Raw genomic sequence first — 21,628 nt, 5'->3', positions numbered from 1 at the left:
GTCAAAGGAGCGAACATGAAGGTTTCACGACGTTCAATGGTGATTTCGCTTGGCGCCCTCGGCGCCGGCCAGGCACTCACCTCAGTCCATGCGGAAGGCCTGCTCAGCGAGTTGAGCGGAGACATCGAGGATTTTCGCGCCGGCGTCGAGGCCTATATCTACGGCTATCCGCTGGTGACGATGGAAATGACCCGGCGCGTCATGACCAATGTCGCGGCGGCGGAGGCGACCCGCGCGCCGATGGGCCAGTTCGTGCGCATGCGCTCTTATCCCGACGCCAGCTATCGCGACGTGACCGCGCCCAATGCCGACACGCTCTATACCACCGGCTGGGTGGATGTCGGCGAGGAGCCGTGGGTCCTGAGCATTCCGGACATGAAGGGCCGCTATTTCCTGTTCCCGATGCTCGACGGCTGGACCAATGTATTCCAGGTTCCCGGTTCCCGCACCACCGGGACCGGCGGGCAGACCTACGCCATCACGGGGCCCGGCTGGAAGGGAACGCTGCCCGCGGGCGTCGTCGAATATAAATCGCCGACCGCCATCGTCTGGCTGCTCGGCCGAATCTATTGCACCGGCACGCCCGAGGACTACGCCGCCGTCCACGCCCTGCAGGACCAGTGCAAGATCGTCCCGCTGAGCGCCTGGGGCAAGGACTGGACCCCGCCCGCCGGCATGGCCGACCCGTCCATCGACATGAAGAAGGCGGTGCGCGATCAGGTCAACGACCTGAGCGGCATCGATTATTTCAAGCTGCTGGCGGAATTGCTGAAAACCAATCCGCCGGCGGAAGCCGACGCCCCGGTCCTGCCCAGGCTGGCGCAGGTCGGCGTCGTTCCCGGCAAGGATTTTGATCCCTCCGCCGCCGATCCGGCGGTGCTGAACCGCGTGCCGAAAATCGCCTTCGACAAGATCATGCTGCATTTCGTGACTGGCGGCGATTTCAAGCGGGTCAATGGCTGGCTCTACAGCACGAACATGGGCGTCTATGGCGTGGATTACGCCCAGCGCGCGCTCGTCACCGCGGTCGGCCTTGGCGCCAACCGGCCGGAAGACGCCGTCTATCCCATGTCGACCAAATCAGGCGGCGGAATCATCGGGCGCAAATATGACGGCGCCAACAAATATGTCATGCATTTCCCCAAGGGCCAGCTGCCGCCGGCCAAGGGCTTCTGGTCGCTGACCATGTATGACGAGAATTATTTCTTCGTCGCCAATCCGATCAACCGCTATTCGATCAGCGCCCGACAGAACCTCAAGACCAATCCTGACGGTACGGTCGATCTCTATATCCAGCACGACTCGCCGGGCGCGAACAAGGAATCGAACTGGCTGCCGGCTCCGGCAGGCAAGTTCCAGCTCATGCTGCGCCTGTATTGGCCGAACCCGGCGGACCCGTCGATCCTCGACGGCAGCTGGGCGATCCCGCCGGTCACGGTCGCAAATTAGGCGGAGCCGAGCTGGTCGCCCATTCCGGCGTCGGGCCGGGATGCGGGGCGAGCTCCACGTCATCGACACTTTCACAATGACTTTCGAATCAGGAGCACACACATGAAAAAAACGGCAATCGTTCTGGCGCTGGCGACGATGTTTGCGCCGTCCATGACACGCGCGCAGGTCGAGATCGACATGGGCGCGATCACGTGCGCCGATTACCTGGCGATGACGCCGGGCATGGAAAAGGTGTTTTCCGCCTGGATGAGCGGCTGGTTCAACCAGAAGAAGGGCTATACCACGGTCGATCTCGACGCCTACGCCCGCAATGTCGCCAACGTAAAGAAATGGTGCGCGTCGAATCCGAAGGATTCGGTGATGGGCGGTCTGCAGGCCGCCACCGGCGGAGCCAAATAACCTTTTTGGGATTGGGAGAAACCGAATGAAGCGCAATTTTCTCGTCGCTGCCGCTCTTTTCGCGGCTTTTGCAGCCAGGCCCGCGTCGGCGCAGGTTCTGATTCAGATGGACCAGATCACCTGCCAGCAATTCCTGGACGCCGATCCCGATCGGCAGCTCCTCATCGGCTCCTGGGCGGGCGGCTATTACAGCGCCTCCAAGAACCTCAATATGTTCCAGTCGAATTACGCCAAGCGCAATACGGACGTCATCTTCAAATATTGCAGGGAACACAAGACCGAGCCATTCCTCGCCTCGTTCATGAAAGAAGCGCACTGATCCGAGCCGGCGCCTTCGGGCGCAGGGCCGCGATCCGTCGCGGCCCAACCCGCCTTGCCGAGTTCCTTCATCTTCGCCGGCGTGGCTTCCGGCGCCGCAGAGCGCGTTCCTTCCGGTGCTGCGCGTGTAAGGCCGCCTTCCGGCGCGACTTCGGCGGCGTAAGCCTCGATATCCACGCCCGAGCGCAGCACACGCAGCTTGCCGCCCTGATCGATCGAGACCTCATTGAGATGGAGCGGCGAGGTCGCCAGCCTGAATTCGGAACCGGCGTGGAGGCGGCCGACGCCACTGGACGCTTCCCCTCACGCGGCTCCGCGTGCGCCGCGCTGCCTTTCCGGCGGCTCGGAGCCTTGATTGAACTGCGGCAGCGCCGACATCACGCGCTCCGGCGGGAAAACGACGATGACTTCCGTGCCCTCGCGCAATTTTGAACGCAGGGTGAAGGTTCCGCCATGCAGCTCGACCAGCCCCTTGACGATCGGCAGTCCGAGACCGGTGCCCTCGTCGGCGTTTTTCTGCGCCGTCGAGCCGCGCCCGAACGAGGACATGATGATCGGGATTTCCTCTTCGGGAATGCCGGGGCCGGTGTCCTTGACCGAGAAATATTGCCCGCCCGCCATGGTCCAGCCGGCCTTGATCGTGACCTGGCCGCCCTGCGGCGTGAATTTGATCGCGTTGGTCAGGAGATTAAGCGCGATCTGGCGCACGGCGCGCTCGTCGGCCCAGATACGCGGCATGTTCGGCTCGATGATCTCGCTCATCGTCACGCCGCGCTTCCGTGCGCGCAGCGTCAGAAGGTGCCGGCAATCCTCGATCACGCCGGCGATGAGGACGGCCTCTTCCTTCAGCTCGTAGCGCCCGGCCTCGACGCGCGAGAGATCGAGGATTTCGTTGATGAGCATCAGCAGATGCTGGCCGCTGTTGTGGATGTCGTTGGAATAATCGCGATAGGCGTCGACCGCGTGGGGGCCGAACAATTCGCTCTTCATCACTTCGGAAAAGCCGAGGATGGCGTTCAGCGGCGTGCGCAATTCATGCGACATTGTGGCCAGGAAGCGCGATTTGGCGAGGCTCGCCTCCTCCGCGCGGCGCCGCGCCTCGTCGGAATTGGACTTCGCCTGCTCCAGTTCCGCGATCAGCGCGTCCTTCTCGCCCTGGATCGCCAGCCTGTCGAGCTGGCTCGCATAGATGCGCCGCGACAGGATGGCGAAATAGAACAGGGTGCCACAGGCCAGCAGAGTCAGCGGGGCGATGGGGCCTGAGAGGCTGGCCGGCCGCATGTAAAGGACGATGGCGAGCGCGTTGGGCGCGAGCGCCGCATAAACCGCTGCCGGCAGGAAGGCCGTGACCACGGTGTGGATCGCGGCGGCAAGCATGAATACGACCATGACATAGGTGGTCGCCCAAGGGTCCGAAACGCCGCTCATCAGCAGTGCGAAGGAGGACCAGGCCAGTCCATTGGCCGCCTCCACGCAGATGAAACGCGCCTGCCAATTGCGCGCCTTCTGGGCGCCGTCGCCCTGCCGCAGGAAACGGTCGGCCAGCGCCCAGCCGAGGCCAAGCACGCTCAACACGCCGACGAGCCATATGCCCACCAGCGACAGCGGCATCCACAGCAAGGTCATGGCGGCGACGGCGAGGCTGAGCAGCGCCTGCGGCACGATGGCTTCCTTGCGCCCCTTGCAATAGAGGCGAAGCAGCTCGACATCGAAGACGATGTTGCCGGCGCCGGACGACGTCAGCCGCTCGCGCGCCTCCCGCATATGATTAGCCATGCGGCGCCGCTCGGGGGAGCGTCCGTCTGCAAAGCGCCCTCGGGCGATCATTTCTGCGGTGACTTCGGACATTCCCGTGAAAGGTCAGAGCCTGCGCTAGCGCCAATGCGCCAAACTGCCCGAAAAAGCTTAATGACCGGCTGACTTATTCGCTAAACTTGGCGCCAATCCGGCGCAAGATTGACAAGCTTTGCGCGGCGGCGGCATCCTCCCACGGAATTTCAAACCTCGGGCGGCGCATGAAACTCTATGATTCTCCTGTGGCGCCCAATCCGCGCCGCGTCCGCATCTTTCTCGCCGAGAAGGGCGTCGTCGTCCCCACGGAAAATGTGGACCTGGCCCAATTGCAGCAGAACGATCCGGCCTATGCGGCGATCAATCCCTTGCGGCGCATTCCCGCGCTGGCGCTGGATTCGGGCGAGATCATCTGCGAATCTGTCGCGATCTGCCGCTATTTCGAGGAAATCCAGCCCGATCCACCGCTGTTCGGGCGCGACGCGCTGGAAAGGGCGCGGGTAGAGATGTGGCAGCGCCGCGCCGAACTGGACTTCCTCTTCCCCATCGCCCTGGCTTTCCGCCACAGCCACCCCGCCATGATCGAAATGGAGAAGCCGCAGATTCCGCAGCTGGTCGAACTGAACCGGCCGCGCGCGATCGCCTTTGCGCGTTTCCTAGATTCCGAACTGGCCAATCGCCGCTACCTTGCCGGAAACGCCTTCAGCATCGCCGACATCACGGCCCTCGTCGCCGCGGACTTCGCCAGGCCGGCGCGCATAAAATTCCCGGACGAACTCGTTCATTTCGCGCGGTGGCGCGCGGACGTCTCGGCGCGCCCCAGCGCCGGGGCGTGACAATGTCGCGGGAAGCGGAACTGGCGGCGCTCGTCGCGCAGATTCGCGACTGCCGGATTTGCAGCGAAACGCCGGAGGGTCCGCCCCTCCCCCATCCGCCGCGCCCCGTGCTGCGCGTCTCGTCCACGGCGCGCCTGCTGATCGCGGGACAGGCGCCCGGCGTACGCGTCCATCGCTCCGGCCTGCCCTTCGACGACCCTTCCGGCGAAAGGCTGCGCGGCTGGATGGGAATCGGCCGGGCGGAATTTTACGATTCGACCCGAGTCGCCGTCGCGGCGATGGGCTTCTGCTTTCCGGGGCATGACGCGAAGGGCGGCGACCTGCCGCCGCGCCGCGAATGCCGCGCCCGCTGGCACAAAAGCCTGTTCGACCTCATGCCGCAGATCGAGATCATTCTCGCCATCGGACGGGCCGCGCAGGACTATCATTTCGCGCGGCTCGGACGCCCCTTGCCCAAAGGCGCCTCGCTCGCCGAGATCGTGCGCGCCAGCGCCGAAGCCTCCGGCCGCAAGCCGCGCCTGCTGGCCTTGCCCCATCCGTCCTGGCGCAACAATGCCTGGTTGAAACGCAATCCATGGTTCGACGACGAGATCGTCCCGCTTGCGCGAAGGCTGGTCGCCGAAGCGCTGCCGCCTCGCGACGCCCCGCCGCCTCCTTAAAAAGTACATATTTCCTAAATTGGTGGCGAATTAACTTGCCATGTTGCAGCGCGGCAATAGAATTGATTTTCATCAATCCTTGCTCGCGCAATCAAGCTCGAACGAGTTGGACTATGTCCGCAAGGAAAAATCTCATGCGTGCTGGTCAGAAAGTTCGTCTGAAAGCGGCCTCGCCGTTGAAACAGCAGCTGAATCTGCCGTCCGAAGCGCTTGGCGCCGTTTTGTGCAGCTATGGTTTGCTGCGCGCGACTGGCGTCACCCGACGCCGACTGGACGTACGCTTCGGCTCCGGTCTCGTCATCTGGGGCGTTCCCGACGACCAATTCGAAACGGTCGAGGACGACGCCGCCTGAAGGCCGGCCGCTCTCGCGGTGCGGCGGAGATTTTCAGAAGCTCACGGGGCGCCCAAAGGGCGCCCCGATCTGTTTTGAGGGACTGGCGCCCAAAAGGCGCTCCGATCTTTTTTGAGAGACCGGCGCCGAAAGGCGCTCCGATCTGTCTTGAGGGACCGGCGCCGAAAAGGCGCAAAACGCTGCAGCCGCATCTATGGAATGTTGGGCGTGCAGGTCACGTAATTCGATGCCGAAATCGTCCCGCCCGGCGTCCACTTGATTTGGGCCGTCGAACTGATGCGTGGCGCCATATAGGTGGTCTGGCTAATCCTGTAGCCTGCGCCGCCATTGGGCGCGCTGTTCCAGGCGAAGGGCGTGAAACCGAACGAGGGCACATAGGTGTAACTCACGTCGGCCACGATGATGTAATAATCCGTGGCGTTGCCTGAGGCCACGGCGGGCGGATAAAGCCCGGCCGGCATGCTGGTGGGATTGTTCACGCCATTGGAGGATTGCGTCAAAGTTCCGCATTGCCGCAATGTTGGGCTTGGGCCGGAGCTGACGCTCCAGAGCACCTTGGCGACGCAGCATTTGCTGTTGGTGCTCGATACATTGTCGAAGATGACCTCGGTGATCGTCATGTTCGGCGAACCGGCGTTGACGAAGGGATAAAGCACGGCCTGCCAGGCGCCGAAAAAATTGACGAAATCAGTATCCGCGAGAATCGGATTGCTTTGGCCTGTCGCGGGCAAGGTCTGGGAAGTCAGGTCCGCCAGAGTGCGCGACAGCGCTTGCGTCTTGCGGCTGACTTCAAGTCCCTGGGCCAGAACGACGCATCCGAAATAGAGCGCCAGCATCATCGGCAGGATCAGGGCGAACTCGACTGCCGCCATGCCGCCTTGTCCGCGCCGCAGCCGTTTGACGACGTCACGCAGGACCGCGAAAATCCCTTTTTTTTGGGCAGCCAGGTGCTTTTCGCGCCCCGTCATGGCTCGTTCCTGAAAACAACGGTCGAGAAGATGGCGTGGACAAAGCCCGTCCCGCCGGTAGCGGGGTTTGCATAGACGGTGTTCGAGCTGTGGCCGAGCAGATTGGCGGCGCCGTTGTTGGTCGGACCGCTGGCGACCAGGATCGAGAGATAGACCGGCATCGGATAGAAGGCCTGGAACAGGACGATCCAGCCCGGCTGACCGAGATTCACATTGGTCGACGGATTATTGTACCAGTTCTTGCCGATCGTGGACGCGACATTGGCGAAGGTCGTCGTCTTGGGGTCGAAGGCCTGGATGTTCAGGGTGACCTTGCTGCAATTGATGATGGACGGCAGTCCCGTGCAGAACGTATTGGTCTTGAACGACGCCATGGTCTGCGTCGACGAGGACAGGAAATTATTGACCAGCACCTGGCGCGCGACATTGTTGACCGTGTTGTCGAACGTCTCCTGCGTGAAAAAGACAAAGGCCGTCTCGAAAATCGCGCAAATCAGGCCAAGGAACGGAATGCCGATCATTCCGAATTCGATCGCCGTCACGCCCTTGCGGCTCCGCGCGAAGCGTGAAAGCAGGCCAAGGGTTCTGGAGCGCTTTTCACAGCGCTGCGATCCGGTTTGTTCCATCAATGATCCCCGATCGGCTTGCCCGATGTTCCGAACGCCGTCGGAAAGCTCAGGCCGACGAGGCATTTTCAACCGGAGAGATTGCCATTGCGTTACGCGATGCAATTGATCGCCGTGCATTCGCAAACGGCTTATTTACCACCGGAAAAATTGGAATGGGCCGTCACCGCGGCCGCGCGATCCGCCGCGACCGTCTTGGCGTCGGCCAGATCGATGGTCGGCAGGCAATGTGGCGCGCAAATGTAGCTCTCGCGATTGACGCCGTTCTGCACGAGCAGGTCCGCGTTTTCGCCCCCGACCCGGATCGTCCATTCTCCCAGCAGGTTGCCCTGCCCGTCGAGCGCGATCAGATTGGTTTCGCCGAAGCTCTTTCCGGTGATGACGCCCATGCCGCTGTTTTTGAGCATGGTCACGTCGGCTATGCCCGGCTGGCCGATGACAAGGGTCTGAGTCTTGTCCGGAATGCGCGCGACGCGCGCCTTGTCGACCGAGACGACGACCAGATCGACTGTCGCCGCCACGGCGCTGGACTGCGCGACGAGCCCGGCGAGAACCAGCGCGCCGCCAATCGAACGAAATGCGCTTAGACGCATGAACCTCTCCCGAATTCGAAACCCCGTCGAGTCGCCCGCACGGAACGCCGACGGCTCGCGGCGAACCTTCCGCCCGCACATGCGCGTCAATATCAAGCGGCAATTTAGGCATGACTTGGTGAACGATTGCTAAATTTCGGCGCGGGCGGCCGCAACAAATGCGGCTGAATCCGCAAAATTTCATATGGCTGAAAGAAAGAGCGAGCCGCTGCCGAAATCGCGCAAGAAGAGACGCCTGACGCAGAGGCGCTCCCCTTTAGCGAAGTCGTTTGCAGTTTCTTCAGTATAACAAAACCCAAGCTCATCCGATGACCTCGCGTTAACGCATCGGCAATCTGAGCCGCCTAACCTGGCTTCAACGACGCCATTCCCGAGCAGGTCATTCGCGTCGTTCACACGGTCTTAGTCAGGAGTTCAAAATGAAGTCGCTTTTCTCCCGTTTCGTTCAGGACCAGTCCGGCGCCACCGCCATTGAATATGGCCTGATCGCCGCCCTCATCTCGGTCGTCTGCATCACCGTCCTGACCTCGGTCGGCACCAAGCTGAACGCCAAGTTCGACTCGGTCTCCAACGCTCTCAACTGATCGCACGATCGTCGCCTTCGTCCGGCGAAGGCGAAAGAAGCGCAGACTGTCTCACAACGGCTCCGGCTCCCTCCGGGGCCGTTTTCTTTTGCGCGGCGGGCCGCCTTGCCACGCGGCGGAGCCGAACCCGTTCCCTTTTCGCGGACCCGTTCAAGCTCCGTTAACTGCATTGCGGAGTTGCCCCATTTGCGCCGAATAAATTAACGAAACGGCTAGGCTTTCCGCCCTAGGGTTGCTCCATCGCAGCCAGACGCGAGCACGTATCGGCGCGAGGTACAGATCTACTGGAGCACGCTATGAAGACTCTTTTCGCCCGTTTCGTTCAGGACCAGTCCGGCGCCACCGCCATTGAATATGGCCTGATCGCCGCCCTCATCTCGGTCGTCTGCATCACCGTTCTGACCTCGGTCGGCACCAAGCTGAACGCCAAGTTCGACTCGGTCTCCAACGCTCTCAACTGATCGAGCAATTTCTCGCCTTCGCCCGGCGATGGCGAGAGCGCCACAGGATTTGCACAACGGCCCCGGCTTGCTCCGGGGCCGTTTTCTTTGGCGTAGCCGGCCTCCGCGACACGCGCGTCGGCGACAGTCGGCGCGCTTTTTTCCGGGTTCGTTCAAACTCCCTTAACCGCCTTGCGACGTTAACCAAATTGCGCCGATGAAATTAACGAACTGGCGACGCTCCCCGCATAGGGTTGCTCCATCGCAGCAGGACGCGAGCACGTTTCAGCGCGAACAACTGATCATATGGAGCACGTCATGAAGTCGCTTTTCTCCCGTTTCGTTCAGGATCAGTCCGGCGCCACCGCCATTGAATATGGCCTGATCGCCGCCCTCATCTCGGTCGTCTGCATCACCGTCCTGACCTCGGTCGGCACCAAGCTGAACGCCAAGTTCGACTCGGTCTCCAACGCTCTGAACTGATTCGGTCGATTCGGCCCCGCCGGAAGATCAGAAGCCTCGGCCAAGCGCCGAGGCTTTTTTATTTTCCGCGCGCCGACGCGCAGTAACGAAGGGGTAATCGCAAGGCGCGATGATCCCGGCGTTTTCCAATCGCGGGACTCCCATGCTCGACGCGCTGACGATTGTCATTTTTCCGGCCCTCATGGCCTATGCGGCCTTCTCCGACCTGTTCACGATGACGATCTCGAACTGGATCTCGATCCTGCTCGTCGCGGCCTTCATTGTTCTCGCCCTTTTCCTGGGCCTTCCCGCTTCGACGATCGGCCTCCATCTGGCCAGCGGCATGGCGGTCCTCGCCCTCACCTTCGCGCTGTTCGCCTTTGGCTGGATCGGCGGCGGAGACGCCAAGCTCGCCGCCACGACCGCGGTCTGGATGGGCTTCGACCATCTGGCCGAATATGGTATCAGCTCGGCCCTGCTCGGCGGCGCCCTGACGCTTGCCATCTTGCAGTTCCGCCGCCTGCCGATGCCGAACTGGGCGCAGGCGCGCGCCTGGATCATGCGCCTGCACGACAAGAACAACGGCGTGCCCTATGGCGTCGCGCTCGCCGCCGCAGGCCTCGTTCTCTACCCGGAAACCCGGATCTTTCTTGCGACGCTGAGCGGCTGACCCCGGCTGATTCGGCAAGCCGCGCGATGACGCCTCCTCGACGCCCCGCCCTGACGCGGGGCGTATGCTTTTTTTTCCGCCCCTCTGCCAAGCGTCTAAGATTCGTGAAATTCCATTAACCTTAATTTGACGTTTCACTGTTTCAATTCGGTCAACGTCCCAATTCGGGGACTCTTTGCGGACCGTTGAACCAGCCATGAAAAAAGCCCGGCTCATCTTTCTAGGCGTCGTCCTGGCGTCCGGCTTCGGCGCAACCTATCTCGTCCTGTCGCGGCCCGAGCCGCCGATGCCCGCGCCGATCGTCCAGGCGCCGCCGCCGGCCTCCACGGAGCAGGTGCTGGTCGCCGCCCGCGAGCTCAACTTCGGTTCGGTACTCCAGCCCGGCGACCTTGCCTGGCAGGATTGGCCCAGGAACGCCGCGGCGCAGGGCGTGATTCGCAAGTCCGAGACGCCGAACGGGATGGACGAGGTCAAGGAATCGGTCGTGCGCGGCTCGTTCCTCCAGGGCGAGCCGATTCGCCGCGAGAAACTGTTCAAAGGCGGCGCTTCGGGCTTCCTCTCCGCGATTCTCAACCCCGGCTTTCGGGCCGTGGCGATCACGATCGACGACAATGGCGCCAATTCCGCCGGCAAATTCATCCTTCCCAATGACCGCGTCGACGTGATTCGCATCTATCGCGACGAGGACGCCGCCAAGACCGGCTCCGGCGACGCCTTCATCAGCGAAACGCTGGTCGCCAATGTCCGCGTGCTCGCCATCGGCCAGAACGCCCAGGAAAAAGGCGGCCAGCCTTTCGCCTCCGGCGTCACCGCGACGCTTGAGCTCGATCCGCGCCAAGCGGAGACGGTGGTTCTGGCCCAGCGTGTTGGCCAGCTCTCGCTGGTGCTGCGCTCGATGCAGGACAGCCAGCAGGCCGACGCGCCCGCGTCGGTCGCCCATGAAGATCACAACCGCGCCGTCACCGTGGTGCGCGCGGGCGTCGCAACCCAATCGCGCGGCAAATAAGGAACCGGCGGCCCGCCCCTGAGAGGGCGCCGCCCAGGAGTGAGAAACGATGCAGATAATGCGCCCCAGGCTGGTCGGAGGTTTTGTCGCGTTGCTCGCCTTTGCCGCGCCGGCAATGCAGGGCCCCGCCCAGGCCTATGACAACGATGTCGTCGCCCTACAGGGATCGAGCGCGGTGCGCCGCGTGACCATGGGCGTCGGCAAGTCGATCATCGTGGACCTTCCCGCGGACGCCGGCGAGATCTTCGTCGGCAATCCCGCCGTCGCCAATGCGGTGGTCCGCTCGGCGCGGAAGATCTACATCATCGGCCAGACTGCGGGGCAGACCACGATCTACGCCATGGACAAGCAGGGACGCCGCATCGCCACGCTTGAACTTTCCATCGGCCGCGACATCGGCGAATTGCAGAGCATCATCCGCACCGCCCTGCCCAATGCGCGCATTGTCGCGCGGACCGTGAACGATTCCATCATCCTCACCGGCGAAGTCGATTCGCCCGGGGACATGCAGACCGCGCTCGACATCGCCAAGGGCTTCGTCGACAGCGTCAACAAGAACTCCGGCGGCGTCGGCGGCGCGACCGGCGCCGGCATGGTGGTCAACGCCATCACCGTCAAGGGCCGGGACCAGGTGATGATCAAGGTCACCATCGCGGAAATCCAGCGCAACATCGCCAAGCAGCTCGGCATTTCGTCTTCGACGCTGGCCGGCAACTGGGGCACCTTCACGCAGCAAAATCCCTTCTCGATCAACGGCGGCCCGTTGACCGACGGCGCGCTCAACACCGTGACCAAGTTCGGCGGCCCCTGGTCGCTGACCCAGACCCTGACCGCCTTCGAGCGCAACGGCGTCGCGCGCACCCTCGCCGAGCCCACCGTCACGGCCACGTCGGGCGAAAGCGCGAAGTTCACCGTCGGCGGCGAAGTGCCGATCTCCGCCGGCACGACCTGCACCGGCTCCGGCACGTCCTCGAGCTGCGCCGCCTCCGTGACCTACAAGATGTACGGCGTCACGCTGAACTTCACCCCGGTCGTGCTGGCCTCCGGCCGCATTTCGCTGCGTCTCGCCACCGAAGTTTCGGACATCGACCCGGCGACTTCGGCCTCGATCAGCGGCACCGTCGTGCCCGGCTTCCGCACCCGCCGTCACGACACCACGGTCGAACTGCCCACCGGCGGCTCGATCGCCACGGCGGGCCTGATCGAATCCAGCTCCAACCAGGCGATCAACGGCGTTCCGGGCGCGATGAACCTGCCGATCCTCGGCGGCCTGTTCCGTTCGCGCGACTACCAGCGCAAGGAGACGGAGCTGATGATCATCGTCACGCCCTATCTCGTCAAGGCCGTGCCCGCCAGCGCCCTCGCCCGGCCCGACCAGAATTTCGCCGACGCCAACGACCCGCAAGCCTGGCTGCTCGGTCGCGTGAACAAGCTTTATTCGACCACCGACAACCCCGAAGCGGCCCGCCATCTGAACGGCCGCGTCGGCTTCATCCACGACTGAGCCGCGCCCGGCGCGCGCCCTTCAGGGACGCGCCCGGAGCCAAGCTTTCCGGCAAGCGCAACGATCGAGACGGACACATCATGTCGCACCTTCGCCCCCTTCGGACTAAAGCCCGCCGGCCGCTCGCCGCAAAACGGAAACTCGTCGCGCTGCTGGCGCTGGCCGCGCCGCTCGCCGCCTGTTCCGGCGCGGATCGCATCGTGACCAGTTCGATCGGGCCCCAGGATTACCGCGTGCGGCATCCGATCGAACTCAAGCAGGGCCACGCCAGCCTGGAAGTGCTTCCCGAGGTGCGCGCCGGCGATCTGGACCCGCGCACCCGCGCGCAGGTCAAGCAATTCGCGCAGGAATATCGCGTCAAGGGCTCCGGCGAGATCGCCATCGCCTTGCCCCAGGGCGGCCCCAGCGGCGGCGAGGCGCGCGCGGCGCTGCCAGGCTTGCGCAGGGCGCTCGCAGCCGGCGGCGCTCATGGCTATGTCAGCGTTTCCTCCTATCCGGTGGCCAATCCGGCGCTCGCGGCGCCCGTGCGGCTCTCCTATTCCACCATCGTCGCGCAGACGCCCTCACGCTGCGGGCAATGGCCCAACGACCTGGCGTCGGGCAGCTCGGTCAACGGCTGGCAGAACAACGAATACTGGAATTTCGGCTGCGCCACGCAACAGATGGTGGCGACGCAGGTCGCGGATCCGCGCGACCTTGTCGGCCCCGCCGCCGAGACGCCCCCCGATTCGCACATCATCGGCCGCGCCATCGACGCCGTGCGCCATGGCAAGGATCCCGGCACGACCTGGACCACCCAGAACACCAATATCAGCGGTTTAGGAAACTGAGTCATGGCCAGCGAGTCTCTCGATCCCCCCGCTCACTCCCCGCACACGGCGTCGATCGCGCCGATGCCGCGGATTTCGCTGCAGGCCTTCTGCGAAACGGTCGAACTGGCGGCCCTCATCACCGAGGCCGCCAACGACCGACGCATGGAAAAGGCCCACGTCAAGGTGAACATGGGCGGCTCCGGCGCCGCCGTGGAATCCTACCGAACATCGCCGACGCCGAACGTCATTGTGATCGAATCCAACGCCGGGCGCTCCGACCTGATGGAGCAACTCGAAGCGCTGGCCGAATTCTGCGATTCCGGCACCAAGGTCATCGTCGTCGGCCGGCAGAACGACATCACGCTTTATCGCGAGCTGATCGCGCGTGGCGTCAGCGACTATCTGGTCGAGCCGTTCGGGGTGATGGAGTTCATCGCCGCGCTCTCGTCGCTCTATCATCACGATCTCGCGGCGCCGTTGGGCCGCGTCATCGCGGTGGCGGGCAGCAAGGGCGGCGTGGGCTCCTCTTGCCTCGCCCATAATCTCGCCTGGTCGATCGCGCGCGACCTCGACAGCGCCACGGTCGTCGCCGATCTCGACCTGGCGTTCGGGACCACTGGCCTCGACTTCAACCAGGATCCGCCGCAAGGCATCGCGGAGGCGATTTTCTCGCCCGAGCGCCTCGACTCCAACCTGGTCGACCGCCTGTTGTCGAAATGCAGCGACAAGCTCTCGATCCTCGCCGCGCCGGCTACGGTCGACCGCCCCTATGACCTGCCGGAGAACGCCTTCGACGGCTTGCTCGAAATTCTCCGCGCGACGACGCCTTATATCGTGCTCGACCTGCCCCACGTCTGGACCGCGTGGTCGCGCCGGCTGCTGTCGTCATCGGACGAGGCGATCATCGTCGCCTCGCCGGAGCTTGCCAGCCTGCGCAACGCCAAGAGCCTGCTCGACAATCTTCGCGCCGCCCGCCGCAACGATCCGGCGCCGCGCATCGTGCTAAACGGCGTCGGCCAGCCCAAGCGACCCGAAATCTCGCCCGCCGACTTCGCCAAGGCGGTGGAGGCCGAGCTCGCGGCGATCGTGAATTTCGACGCCAAGCTGTTCGGGACCGCCGCCAATAACGGCCAGATGATCGCGGAGCTCGAAGACGGCGCGAAAGTCGCGACCATCTATAGCGATCTCGCCCGCCTGGTCACCGGCCGCAGCGCCGTCAAGCGGGAGCGCAAGAGCTTGCTGTCGCCGCTTCTGGCGGTTTTCAAGGGCTGAAAAGAGCCTCGTCCGCATCCGATGTGAAGTAAGAGTCAGGGAGCACGGGAATGGCGATGTTTGGAAAGCGTCCGGGCGATCAGAGCGCGGCGCCGCGCGCGCCGGCGCCGGCCAGCGCCAGCGCAGGAGCAGTATTCGCTCCCGCCGGGACTCCCTCCATGCCCGCAACACCCGCGCCTGTCGCGCCGCCGCCGCCGGCGCCGGAAGTGCGCCGTTCGGACGAATATTACCAGACCAAGAGCCTTATCTTCGGCGCCCTGATCGAGGCGATCGATCTGTCGCAGTTGTCCAAGCTGGATTCCGAAAACGCCCGCGAGGAAATCCGCGACATCGTCAATGAGATCATCGCGATCAAGAATGTCGTGCTGTCGATCTCCGAGCAGGAAGACCTGCTCGAGGACATTTGCAACGACGTTCTCGGCTACGGCCCGCTGGAGCCCCTGCTCGCGCGCGACGACATCGCCGACATCATGGTCAATGGCGCGACGCGCACCTTCATCGAAGTCAGCGGCAAGATCCAGCTGACCAATGTGCGCTTCCGCGACAATGCGCAATTGATGAACATCTGCCAGCGCATCGTCAGCCAGGTCGGCCGCCGCGTCGACGAAGCCTCGCCGATCTGCGACGCCCGCCTGCTCGACGGCTCCCGCGTCAACGTCATCGCGCCGCCACTCGCCATCGACGGCCCCGCTCTCACGATTCGTAAATTCAAGAAGGACAAGCTGACCCTCGATCAGCTCTGCCGCTTCGGGTCGATCTCGCCGGAAGGCAGCGAGATCCTCAAGGTCATCGGCCGCGTTCGCTGCAACGTGCTGATTTCGGGCGGTACGGGCTCCGGCAAGACGACGCTGCTCAATTGCCTCACCAATTACATCGACCTCGACGAACGCGTCATCACCTGCGAAGACGCCGCGGAACTGCAATTGCAGCAGCCGCATGTGGTGCGACTGGAAACGCGTCCGCCCAACCTTGAAGGCCAGGGCGCCGTGACCATGCGCGATCTCGTCAAGAACTGCCTGCGTATGCGCCCCGAGCGAATCATCGTCGGCGAAGTGCGCGGACCTGAAGCCTTCGATCTGCTTCAGGCCATGAACACCGGCCACGACGGCTCGATGGGCACGCTGCACGCCAACTCCCCGCGCGAGGCCCTCAGCCGTCTCGAATCCATGATCACCATGGGCGGATACGCCCTGCCCCCGCGCACGATCCGCGAAATGATCGTGTCGTCGGTGGACGTGATCGTCCAGGCCGCGCGCCTCCGTGACGGCTCCCGCCGCATCACCCACATTACCGAGGTGATGGGGCTGGAAGGAGACGTGGTCATCACGCAGGACCTGTTCCTCTATGACATCGTCGGCGAGGACGCCAACGGCAAGCTGAAGGGCCGTCATCGTTCGACCGGCATCGGACGTCCGCGCTTCTGGGACCGCGCGCGCTATTTTGGCGAGGAAGAACGCCTCGCCGCCGCTCTCGACGCTTCCGAAGTCAGGGAATAAAGCCGGAGATCTGACGCTATGGACCTTCGCTCTTTTCTCATCATCGCCCTTTTCGTGGTCTCCATCGCGGGGGTGTTCTACATCTTCGTCTTCCCCTATCTGACCGGTGAGGCGCTCGCGGAAAAGCGTCATGCGCAGATCACCGCGCGCGCGGGCGGGCGACGCGCCACCGGCGCCGAAAGGATCGTGGACGCGACCGCGCGCCGCAAGCAGGTGACGGACAGCCTCAAGGAGCTCGAACAGCGCAGCGCCGAGAAGAAAAAGATCACGCTGGAGACCCGCATCGCGCAATCGGGTCTCGAACTCACCCGCACGAATTTCATCGCCGCCTCAGCCGGCGCGGCCCTCGTCGTCACCCTGCTGCTGTTCGTCATCACCCGCAGCGCGCCGGTCGCGCTCGCTGGCGTCGTCATCGGCGGCTTCGGCCTGCCCAATTTCATTTTGAAATTCGTCACCAACCGGCGCATGAAGAAATTCGGCATCGAGTTTCCCAACGCCATCGACGTTATCATCCGCGGCGTCCGGGCCGGCCTGCCGCTGAACGATTGCGTCCGGATCATCGCGGCTGAATCCGGCGAGCCGGTGCGCTCGGAATTCCGCCAGATCGTCGAGGCCCAGACGCTCGGCCTTTCAATCGCAGAGGCCGTTGAGCGCATGCCCCAGCGCATTCCCACGCCCGAAGCAAATTTCTTCGCAATCGTGATCGCCATCCAGCAGAAATCGGGCGGCAATCTCGCGGAAGCGCTGACCAATCTTTCGCGCGTGCTGCGCGAACGCAAGAAGATGCGCGACAAGGTGAAGGCGATTTCCTCCGAGGCCAAGGCCTCGGCCATGATCATCGGCGCCCTGCCGATCGTCGTCGGTCTGCTCGTCTATGTGACGAGCCCGCGTTACATCGAACTGCTCTGGATCACCGAAACCGGCCGCGTCGTCCTGGCGATCTGCGCGGCCGTCATGGGGTTCGGCATATTCATCATGCAGAAAATGATTGCGTTCGACATCTGACGTCGGGCGCGGGACCAAGCAAGGCTGCTCGCGATGCTGAATCTGCTCGTCGAAAAACTTTCGGATCAGAAAACCCTGGTCGCTTTGCTCGTGGGCGTCTTCACCGTCGCGAGCCTGATCTCCATCGGCCTGCCCGTGCTCGAAGGCGACAAGCTGGAAGACCGGATGAAGCTGGTCGCCTCGGAGCGCGAGCGCATCCGCGCGCGCGAGCGCGAAAAGCTGATGAACCGCAATTCCGGCAAGCTGCGCCAGACGCCCAAAGCCTATATGAAGGACGTGGTCGACAAGTTCAGCCTGTCGAAATGGCTTGGCACGGACCAGGCCAAGGCCAAGCTGACCATGGCGGGCTATCGCGGCCCGCAGGCCGAAATCGGCTTCCTGTTCTTCCGGCTCGTGACGCCCATCACCTTCCTGCTGGTCGGCGCGCTCTATGCCTTCGTCCTGGTCGAAAACGACTGGACCTTCATGATGCGCCTGTCGATCGTGATGTGCGTCGCCTATGCCGGATTCAAGGGACCGGAAATCTTCGTCGCCAACAATATTTCGAAGCGCCAGTTCAGCATGAGGCGCGCCTTTCCGGACGCCCTCGACCTGCTTCTGATCTGCGTCGAATCCGGCATGTCGATCGAACAGAGTTTCCGGCGCGTCAGCACGGAAATCGGCGTGCGCTCGATCCCGCTCGCCGAGGAATTCACCCTGACCACGGCCGAGCTGTCCTATCTGCCCGACCGCCGCACGGCCTATGACAATTTCTACAAGCGGACCGGACTCGACGGCGTGAAGAACATCGTTACCTCGCTCATCCAGGCCGAGAAATACGGCACGCCGCTCGGCACCGCGCTGCGCGTGGTCTCCCAGGAATCGCGCGACCAGCGCATGATGGAAGCCGAGAAAAAAGCGGCGTCGCTGCCGCCGAAGCTGACCGTGCCGATGATCCTGTTCTTCCTGCCCGTTCTCTTTGCCGTCATCCTGACGCCGGCGGCCATCCAGATCTCGCGCAACTACTGACAAGGCCTAGAGCCAGAAAAAGGCGGCCCGCAAAACGGGCCGCCTGATTTATTTCGCGGGGAAGAGAAAAGGCGTCGTCAGCGCGCGGCGGCGTCGAGGTTCATCCGCTCCAACTTCTTGCCGGCCGATGCGGTCTGGATGTCGCGCCAGGCGTTGGATTGCGAAATCATCTGGCGAATCGCCGCGACATTTTCCTTGGCCTGCTGTGGCGGCAAATCGCGCTCCGACACCTGCTCGGCTTCCGGGAACTTGCCCCGCAAGGCCAGCACCAAAGCGAGGTTCTGCCGCACCCGCATGTCGGCGCGAGGGCTCGACGAAGCCTCGCGCAACACGCTTTCAGCCTGCGGCAGATCGCGCGCCAGGGCGTAGGACAGGCCCAGGTTGGAAAGAACCGAAGGCTCGCCGGGCGCGATTTTCAGCGCTGTTTCGTAATAGTTCTGCGCCGCCTTGTGGTCGCCGAGCTGGTCCGCGATCGAGCCGCGCGTGGAGACCACCGACCAGTTGGGATCGTCGGGCGAATCGGCGCCTTCGAGCACGCCCTGCGCCTGCTGCAACTGGCCGGCGTCGGCCAGCGCCTTGCCATAGGCGGCGAGGACTTCGCGGTCGCGCGGATATTTGATCGCGACATTCTGCAGCACCGCCGCCGCCTGATCGTTGAGATCGCGGGCGCGCAGCGATTTCGCATAGGCCATCGCGATCCGCTTGTCGTCGGGATGCGCTTCGTAGCGTTGTTGCAATTGCTCGGAAAAGGCGCGCAAATCCTGCGGCGAGGACGAAGCCGGCTTGCTTGGCGCCCCGATCGAGGCGGTCATGTCGTCCACGCTCATCGTCTTGCAGCCCGAAAGAGCCAGCAGCGCGACAATGGCGACGCCGCCGAGCGCGCGCGGCTTGATGAAGGCTCCACCCATGTTCCGCTTTCCCCCAGCCGCAGAGGCTGTTTCGTGCTTCAGTTGCAATGAATATTTCGTTAACCCTAATAGAGCGTTAATAGACTAATAGAGCGTTAATGCGCCGGGGCCTTCAGGGCCCTGCGCCGCCGGACGGAGCGCCATTTTCGATGTTTGAATTGCCTGCCCTGAATTTCGCGAAGCCCGGGGAAGATGGCGTCCCCGTCTGGCTGGCCGAGGCCAAGTCCTTCGCCGCCGCGCTGAAGGCGCCCGAAACGGCGCCAGATCTCCCGCCGGAGGCGCTTCGATTCGCCGCCGCGACCGGGTTCGAGGCCAAGAATGGCCGCCTGCTCTGGTTCGTGACGTCGGGGGGCGGGCCGGGCGCCGTCTTCTTCATCGACGCGAGCGCCAAGGCCGATCCATTCCAGCTCGGCGCCCTGGCGGGCCTGCTGCCCTCCGGCGCCTATCGCCTCGCCTCGGCGCCGGTCAGGCCAGATCTCGCCGCGCTCGCCTTCCTCCTTGGCGGGCGGCTCTACGCCCGCTACAAGAGCCGGCGCGAAGCGCCGCGCCTGATCGCGCCCGAAGGAATCGACGCCGCCGCGATCGAGACCATCGCCAGCTGCATCGCTTTGGGGCGCGACCTCATCGACACGCCCGCCAACGATCTCGGCCCCGACGAGCTGGAAGCCGCCATTCGCGCCGTCGCGGAGCGTTTCGGCGCCAGCGTCGAGGTCACTCGCGGCGAGGCGCTGGAGCAGGGCTTTCCGCTCATCCACGCGGTCGGCAAGGGTTCGCCGCGCGCGCCGCGCCTGGTCGAATTGCGCTGGAAGCCGGAGCGGGCGCGCAAGCTGGCTCTGGTCGGCAAGGGCGTCTGTTTCGATTCCGGCGGCCTCGACATCAAGCCGGAAAGCGCCATGGGCCTGATGAAGAAGGACATGGGCGGCGCCGCCACGGCGCTTGCTGCGGCCGCCATGATCATGGCGGCGGATATCGACGCGTCGCTGCGGCTGCTCATTCCCATTGTCGAGAATTCCGTCTCGGGCGAGGCGTTCCGCCCCGGCGACGTCTATCCCTCGCGCAAGGGCCTCACGGTCGAGATCGGCAACACCGACGCGGAAGGCCGCCTGATTCTCGCCGACGCGCTGGCGCTCGCCGACGAGGACGAGCCGGAGCTCCTGCTCGATTTCGCCACGCTCACCGGCGCCGCCCGCGTCGCGCTCGGACCTGACCTGCCGCCCTTCTTTACCGATGACGACGCACTGGCCGCCGACATCGCGCGCCATGGCGAGGCTGTGAACGATCCGGTCTGGCGTCTGCCGCTGTGGAGCGCCTATGATGCAAAGCTCGACGGCAAGATCGCGGACCTGACCAATGCGCCGGCCGGCGGCATGGCTGGCTCCATCACGGCGGCTCTATTCCTGCGCCGCTTCGTCGGCAAGGCAGGGGCCTGGGTCCATTTCGACGTCTACGGCTGGACCCCGTCCGCGCGGCCCGGCCGGCCGGAGGGCGGCGAAGCCCAGGCGGCGCGGCTCATCCTCAGCCTGGCGCGCGAGAAATTCGGCGCAGCAAAGCTTCGGTAACCCGAAAAGGGTAATATCTATACGGTCTGCCCCGACGGGCGGGCGGGAGTGAAGAATTGAATTACGACCAGAGACTGACGCCGGCGCGGCCCGATCTCGCCGCCGAACATCTGCGCGACACCGTACAGGCGGAAACCTATGTTCCCGGCCGCCGTATGCAGGTCAGCGCCTCCTATGCGGATCTGCGCCGCTCCCCGTCCGACGAGGCCGCCACCGACACCCAGGCTCTCCATGGCGAGACGCTGATCGTCTATGAGGATAAGAACGGCTGGAGCTGGTGCCAGCTCGATCGCGACCGCTATGTAGGCTATGTCGAATCCCACGCCCTCACCGAGCGGATCGCAAAGCCCAACCATCGCGTGCGCTCGCGCCACACCCTCGTCTATTCGGCGCCGGATCTTAAATCCCCGCCGCTCGACGCCCTGCCCTTCAACGCCGAGGTGCAGATCATCTCAGCCACCGGCAATTTCGCGGAAACCCATACCGGCGGCTTCATTTTCACGCGTCATCTGGCCCCGAACAACAGGCCGCTGAGCGATTTCGCCGGTCTGGCCGAAATGTTCCTCCACACGCCCTATCTCTGGGGCGGCAAGACCGATGTCGGGATCGACTGCTCGGGCCTCGTCCAGGTGACGCTCGCGGCGGTGGGCGTCGCCGCGCCGCGCGACACCGACATGATGGAGACCCAGCTCGGCCGCCCCGCCAATGTCGGGGAAAACCTGCGCGGCGTGCGGCGCGGCGATCTTGTGTTCTGGCCCGGCCATGTCGGCATCATGCAGAACGAGCAGCTGCTGATTCACGCCAACGCCCATAGCATGACCGTCGCCAGCGAATTGCTCTCGGCCGTTCGCGACCGCGTCCGTTCCAACAATGGCTCGGACATCACGGCGATCAGACGGGTCTGATC

Annotated in this window: 24 protein-coding genes; 19 read left to right on the top strand and 5 right to left on the bottom strand. The window is 64.0% G+C overall.

The features are described from left to right. Positions 1 to 15: 15 nt before the first annotated feature. From QM467_RS10400 to QM467_RS10390, 3 genes are all read left to right on the top strand, one after another. Entirely contained in the window at positions 16 to 1,449 is a 1,434-nt protein-coding gene (locus tag QM467_RS10400; protein ID WP_283366249.1) for a DUF1254 domain-containing protein, read from the top strand. A 102-nt stretch (positions 1,450 to 1,551) separates the two neighbouring features. Continuing rightward, the gene (locus QM467_RS10395; protein ID WP_283366248.1) at positions 1,552 to 1,851 is read left to right on the top strand and encodes an HdeA/HdeB family chaperone; all 300 of its coding nucleotides are present in this window, start codon (positions 1,552 to 1,554) and stop codon (positions 1,849 to 1,851) included. A gap of 25 nt (positions 1,852 to 1,876) precedes the next feature. After that, entirely contained in the window at positions 1,877 to 2,170 is a 294-nt protein-coding gene (locus QM467_RS10390) for an HdeA/HdeB family chaperone (RefSeq protein ID WP_283366247.1), read from the top strand. A gap of 302 nt (positions 2,171 to 2,472) precedes the next feature. Here the strand turns inward: QM467_RS10390 and QM467_RS10385 are convergent, their stop codons facing one another. Beyond that, positions 2,473 to 4,017, bottom strand: coding sequence for a sensor histidine kinase (locus tag QM467_RS10385; protein WP_283366246.1), 1,545 nt, complete (start codon positions 4,015 to 4,017; stop codon positions 2,473 to 2,475). A 167-nt stretch (positions 4,018 to 4,184) separates the two neighbouring features. Here QM467_RS10385 and QM467_RS10380 point away from each other — a divergent pair, with 167 nt between their 5' ends. The 3 genes from QM467_RS10380 to QM467_RS10370 all read left to right on the top strand — a co-directional run bounded on the left by QM467_RS10380 (position 4,185) and on the right by QM467_RS10370 (position 5,808). Further along, positions 4,185 to 4,796: a glutathione S-transferase family protein gene (locus QM467_RS10380; RefSeq protein ID WP_283366245.1), complete on the top strand. Its 612-nt coding sequence runs from the start codon at positions 4,185 to 4,187 to the stop codon at positions 4,794 to 4,796. A gap of 2 nt (positions 4,797 to 4,798) precedes the next feature. Further along, positions 4,799 to 5,455, top strand: a complete 657-nt coding sequence (locus tag QM467_RS10375; protein ID WP_283366244.1) for a uracil-DNA glycosylase family protein — start codon at positions 4,799 to 4,801, stop codon at positions 5,453 to 5,455. Positions 5,456 to 5,589: 134 nt separating this feature from the next. Then, the gene (locus QM467_RS10370; RefSeq protein ID WP_283366243.1) at positions 5,590 to 5,808 is read left to right on the top strand and encodes a hypothetical protein; all 219 of its coding nucleotides are present in this window, start codon (positions 5,590 to 5,592) and stop codon (positions 5,806 to 5,808) included. A gap of 191 nt (positions 5,809 to 5,999) precedes the next feature. Here QM467_RS10370 and QM467_RS10365 read toward each other — a convergent pair whose 3' ends face one another. The 3 genes from QM467_RS10365 to QM467_RS10355 all read right to left on the bottom strand — a co-directional run bounded on the left by QM467_RS10365 (position 6,000) and on the right by QM467_RS10355 (position 7,995). Next, a complete protein-coding gene (locus QM467_RS10365) occupies positions 6,000 to 6,680 on the bottom strand; it encodes a TadE/TadG family type IV pilus assembly protein (protein WP_283366242.1) in 681 nt (226 codons plus the stop codon). A 92-nt stretch (positions 6,681 to 6,772) separates the two neighbouring features. Further along, positions 6,773 to 7,402, bottom strand: coding sequence for a TadE/TadG family type IV pilus assembly protein (locus QM467_RS10360; protein WP_283366241.1), 630 nt, complete (start codon positions 7,400 to 7,402; stop codon positions 6,773 to 6,775). A gap of 131 nt (positions 7,403 to 7,533) precedes the next feature. Next, on the bottom strand, positions 7,534 to 7,995 hold the full coding sequence (locus QM467_RS10355) for a pilus assembly protein N-terminal domain-containing protein (RefSeq protein WP_283366240.1): 462 nt from the start codon (positions 7,993 to 7,995) through the stop codon (positions 7,534 to 7,536). Positions 7,996 to 8,414: 419 nt separating this feature from the next. Here QM467_RS10355 and QM467_RS10350 point away from each other — a divergent pair, with 419 nt between their 5' ends. The 11 genes from QM467_RS10350 (at position 8,415) to QM467_RS10300 (ending at position 18,254) form a co-directional block, all read left to right on the top strand. Then, positions 8,415 to 8,579: a Flp family type IVb pilin gene (locus QM467_RS10350; protein WP_283366238.1), complete on the top strand. Its 165-nt coding sequence runs from the start codon at positions 8,415 to 8,417 to the stop codon at positions 8,577 to 8,579. Between the two features lie 296 nt (positions 8,580 to 8,875). Continuing rightward, positions 8,876 to 9,040 (top strand): Flp family type IVb pilin, encoded by a 165-nt coding sequence (locus tag QM467_RS10345; protein WP_283366239.1) that lies wholly within the window; start codon positions 8,876 to 8,878, stop codon positions 9,038 to 9,040. Positions 9,041 to 9,337: 297 nt separating this feature from the next. Continuing rightward, a complete protein-coding gene (locus QM467_RS10340) occupies positions 9,338 to 9,502 on the top strand; it encodes a Flp family type IVb pilin (RefSeq protein ID WP_283366238.1) in 165 nt (54 codons plus the stop codon). Positions 9,503 to 9,644: 142 nt separating this feature from the next. Next, the gene (locus QM467_RS10335) at positions 9,645 to 10,151 is read left to right on the top strand and encodes an A24 family peptidase (protein ID WP_283366237.1); all 507 of its coding nucleotides are present in this window, start codon (positions 9,645 to 9,647) and stop codon (positions 10,149 to 10,151) included. A 196-nt stretch (positions 10,152 to 10,347) separates the two neighbouring features. Next, positions 10,348 to 11,157 carry a Flp pilus assembly protein CpaB gene (gene cpaB, locus QM467_RS10330; RefSeq protein WP_283366236.1) on the top strand — a complete coding sequence of 270 codons (810 nt, stop codon included), beginning with the start codon at positions 10,348 to 10,350 and terminating at the stop codon, positions 11,155 to 11,157. A gap of 49 nt (positions 11,158 to 11,206) precedes the next feature. Then, positions 11,207 to 12,661, top strand: a complete 1,455-nt coding sequence (locus QM467_RS10325) for a type II and III secretion system protein family protein (RefSeq protein ID WP_283366235.1) — start codon at positions 11,207 to 11,209, stop codon at positions 12,659 to 12,661. Between the two features lie 80 nt (positions 12,662 to 12,741). After that, the gene (locus QM467_RS10320; protein WP_283366234.1) at positions 12,742 to 13,491 is read left to right on the top strand and encodes a CpaD family pilus assembly protein; all 750 of its coding nucleotides are present in this window, start codon (positions 12,742 to 12,744) and stop codon (positions 13,489 to 13,491) included. Between the two features lie 3 nt (positions 13,492 to 13,494). Continuing rightward, positions 13,495 to 14,745, top strand: coding sequence for an AAA family ATPase (locus tag QM467_RS10315; RefSeq protein WP_283366233.1), 1,251 nt, complete (start codon positions 13,495 to 13,497; stop codon positions 14,743 to 14,745). A 56-nt stretch (positions 14,746 to 14,801) separates the two neighbouring features. Next, a complete protein-coding gene (locus QM467_RS10310) occupies positions 14,802 to 16,241 on the top strand; it encodes a CpaF family protein (protein ID WP_283366336.1) in 1,440 nt (479 codons plus the stop codon). Positions 16,242 to 16,259: 18 nt separating this feature from the next. Beyond that, a complete protein-coding gene (locus tag QM467_RS10305) occupies positions 16,260 to 17,246 on the top strand; it encodes a type II secretion system F family protein (protein WP_283366232.1) in 987 nt (328 codons plus the stop codon). 33 nt (positions 17,247 to 17,279) lie between these two features. After that, a complete protein-coding gene (locus tag QM467_RS10300) occupies positions 17,280 to 18,254 on the top strand; it encodes a type II secretion system F family protein (RefSeq protein WP_283366231.1) in 975 nt (324 codons plus the stop codon). 77 nt (positions 18,255 to 18,331) lie between these two features. Here the strand turns inward: QM467_RS10300 and QM467_RS10295 are convergent, their stop codons facing one another. After that, the gene (locus tag QM467_RS10295; RefSeq protein ID WP_283366230.1) at positions 18,332 to 19,162 is read right to left on the bottom strand and encodes a tetratricopeptide repeat protein; all 831 of its coding nucleotides are present in this window, start codon (positions 19,160 to 19,162) and stop codon (positions 18,332 to 18,334) included. Between the two features lie 149 nt (positions 19,163 to 19,311). On the opposite strand from QM467_RS10295, the gene QM467_RS10290 reads away from it, so the two are divergent. Then, a complete protein-coding gene (locus tag QM467_RS10290) occupies positions 19,312 to 20,721 on the top strand; it encodes a leucyl aminopeptidase family protein (protein ID WP_283366229.1) in 1,410 nt (469 codons plus the stop codon). A gap of 56 nt (positions 20,722 to 20,777) precedes the next feature. Beyond that, positions 20,778 to 21,626: a C40 family peptidase gene (locus QM467_RS10285; protein WP_283366228.1), complete on the top strand. Its 849-nt coding sequence runs from the start codon at positions 20,778 to 20,780 to the stop codon at positions 21,624 to 21,626. The last annotated feature ends 2 nt before the right edge of the window (positions 21,627 to 21,628 follow it).

It is taken from the genome of Rhodoblastus sp. 17X3 (genome assembly GCF_030056575.1).
GTDB lineage: Bacteria > Pseudomonadota > Alphaproteobacteria > Rhizobiales > Beijerinckiaceae > Rhodoblastus.
The sequence above is the reverse complement of the archived record's forward strand: the minus strand, read 5'-3'. Positions and strand labels throughout refer to the sequence as shown.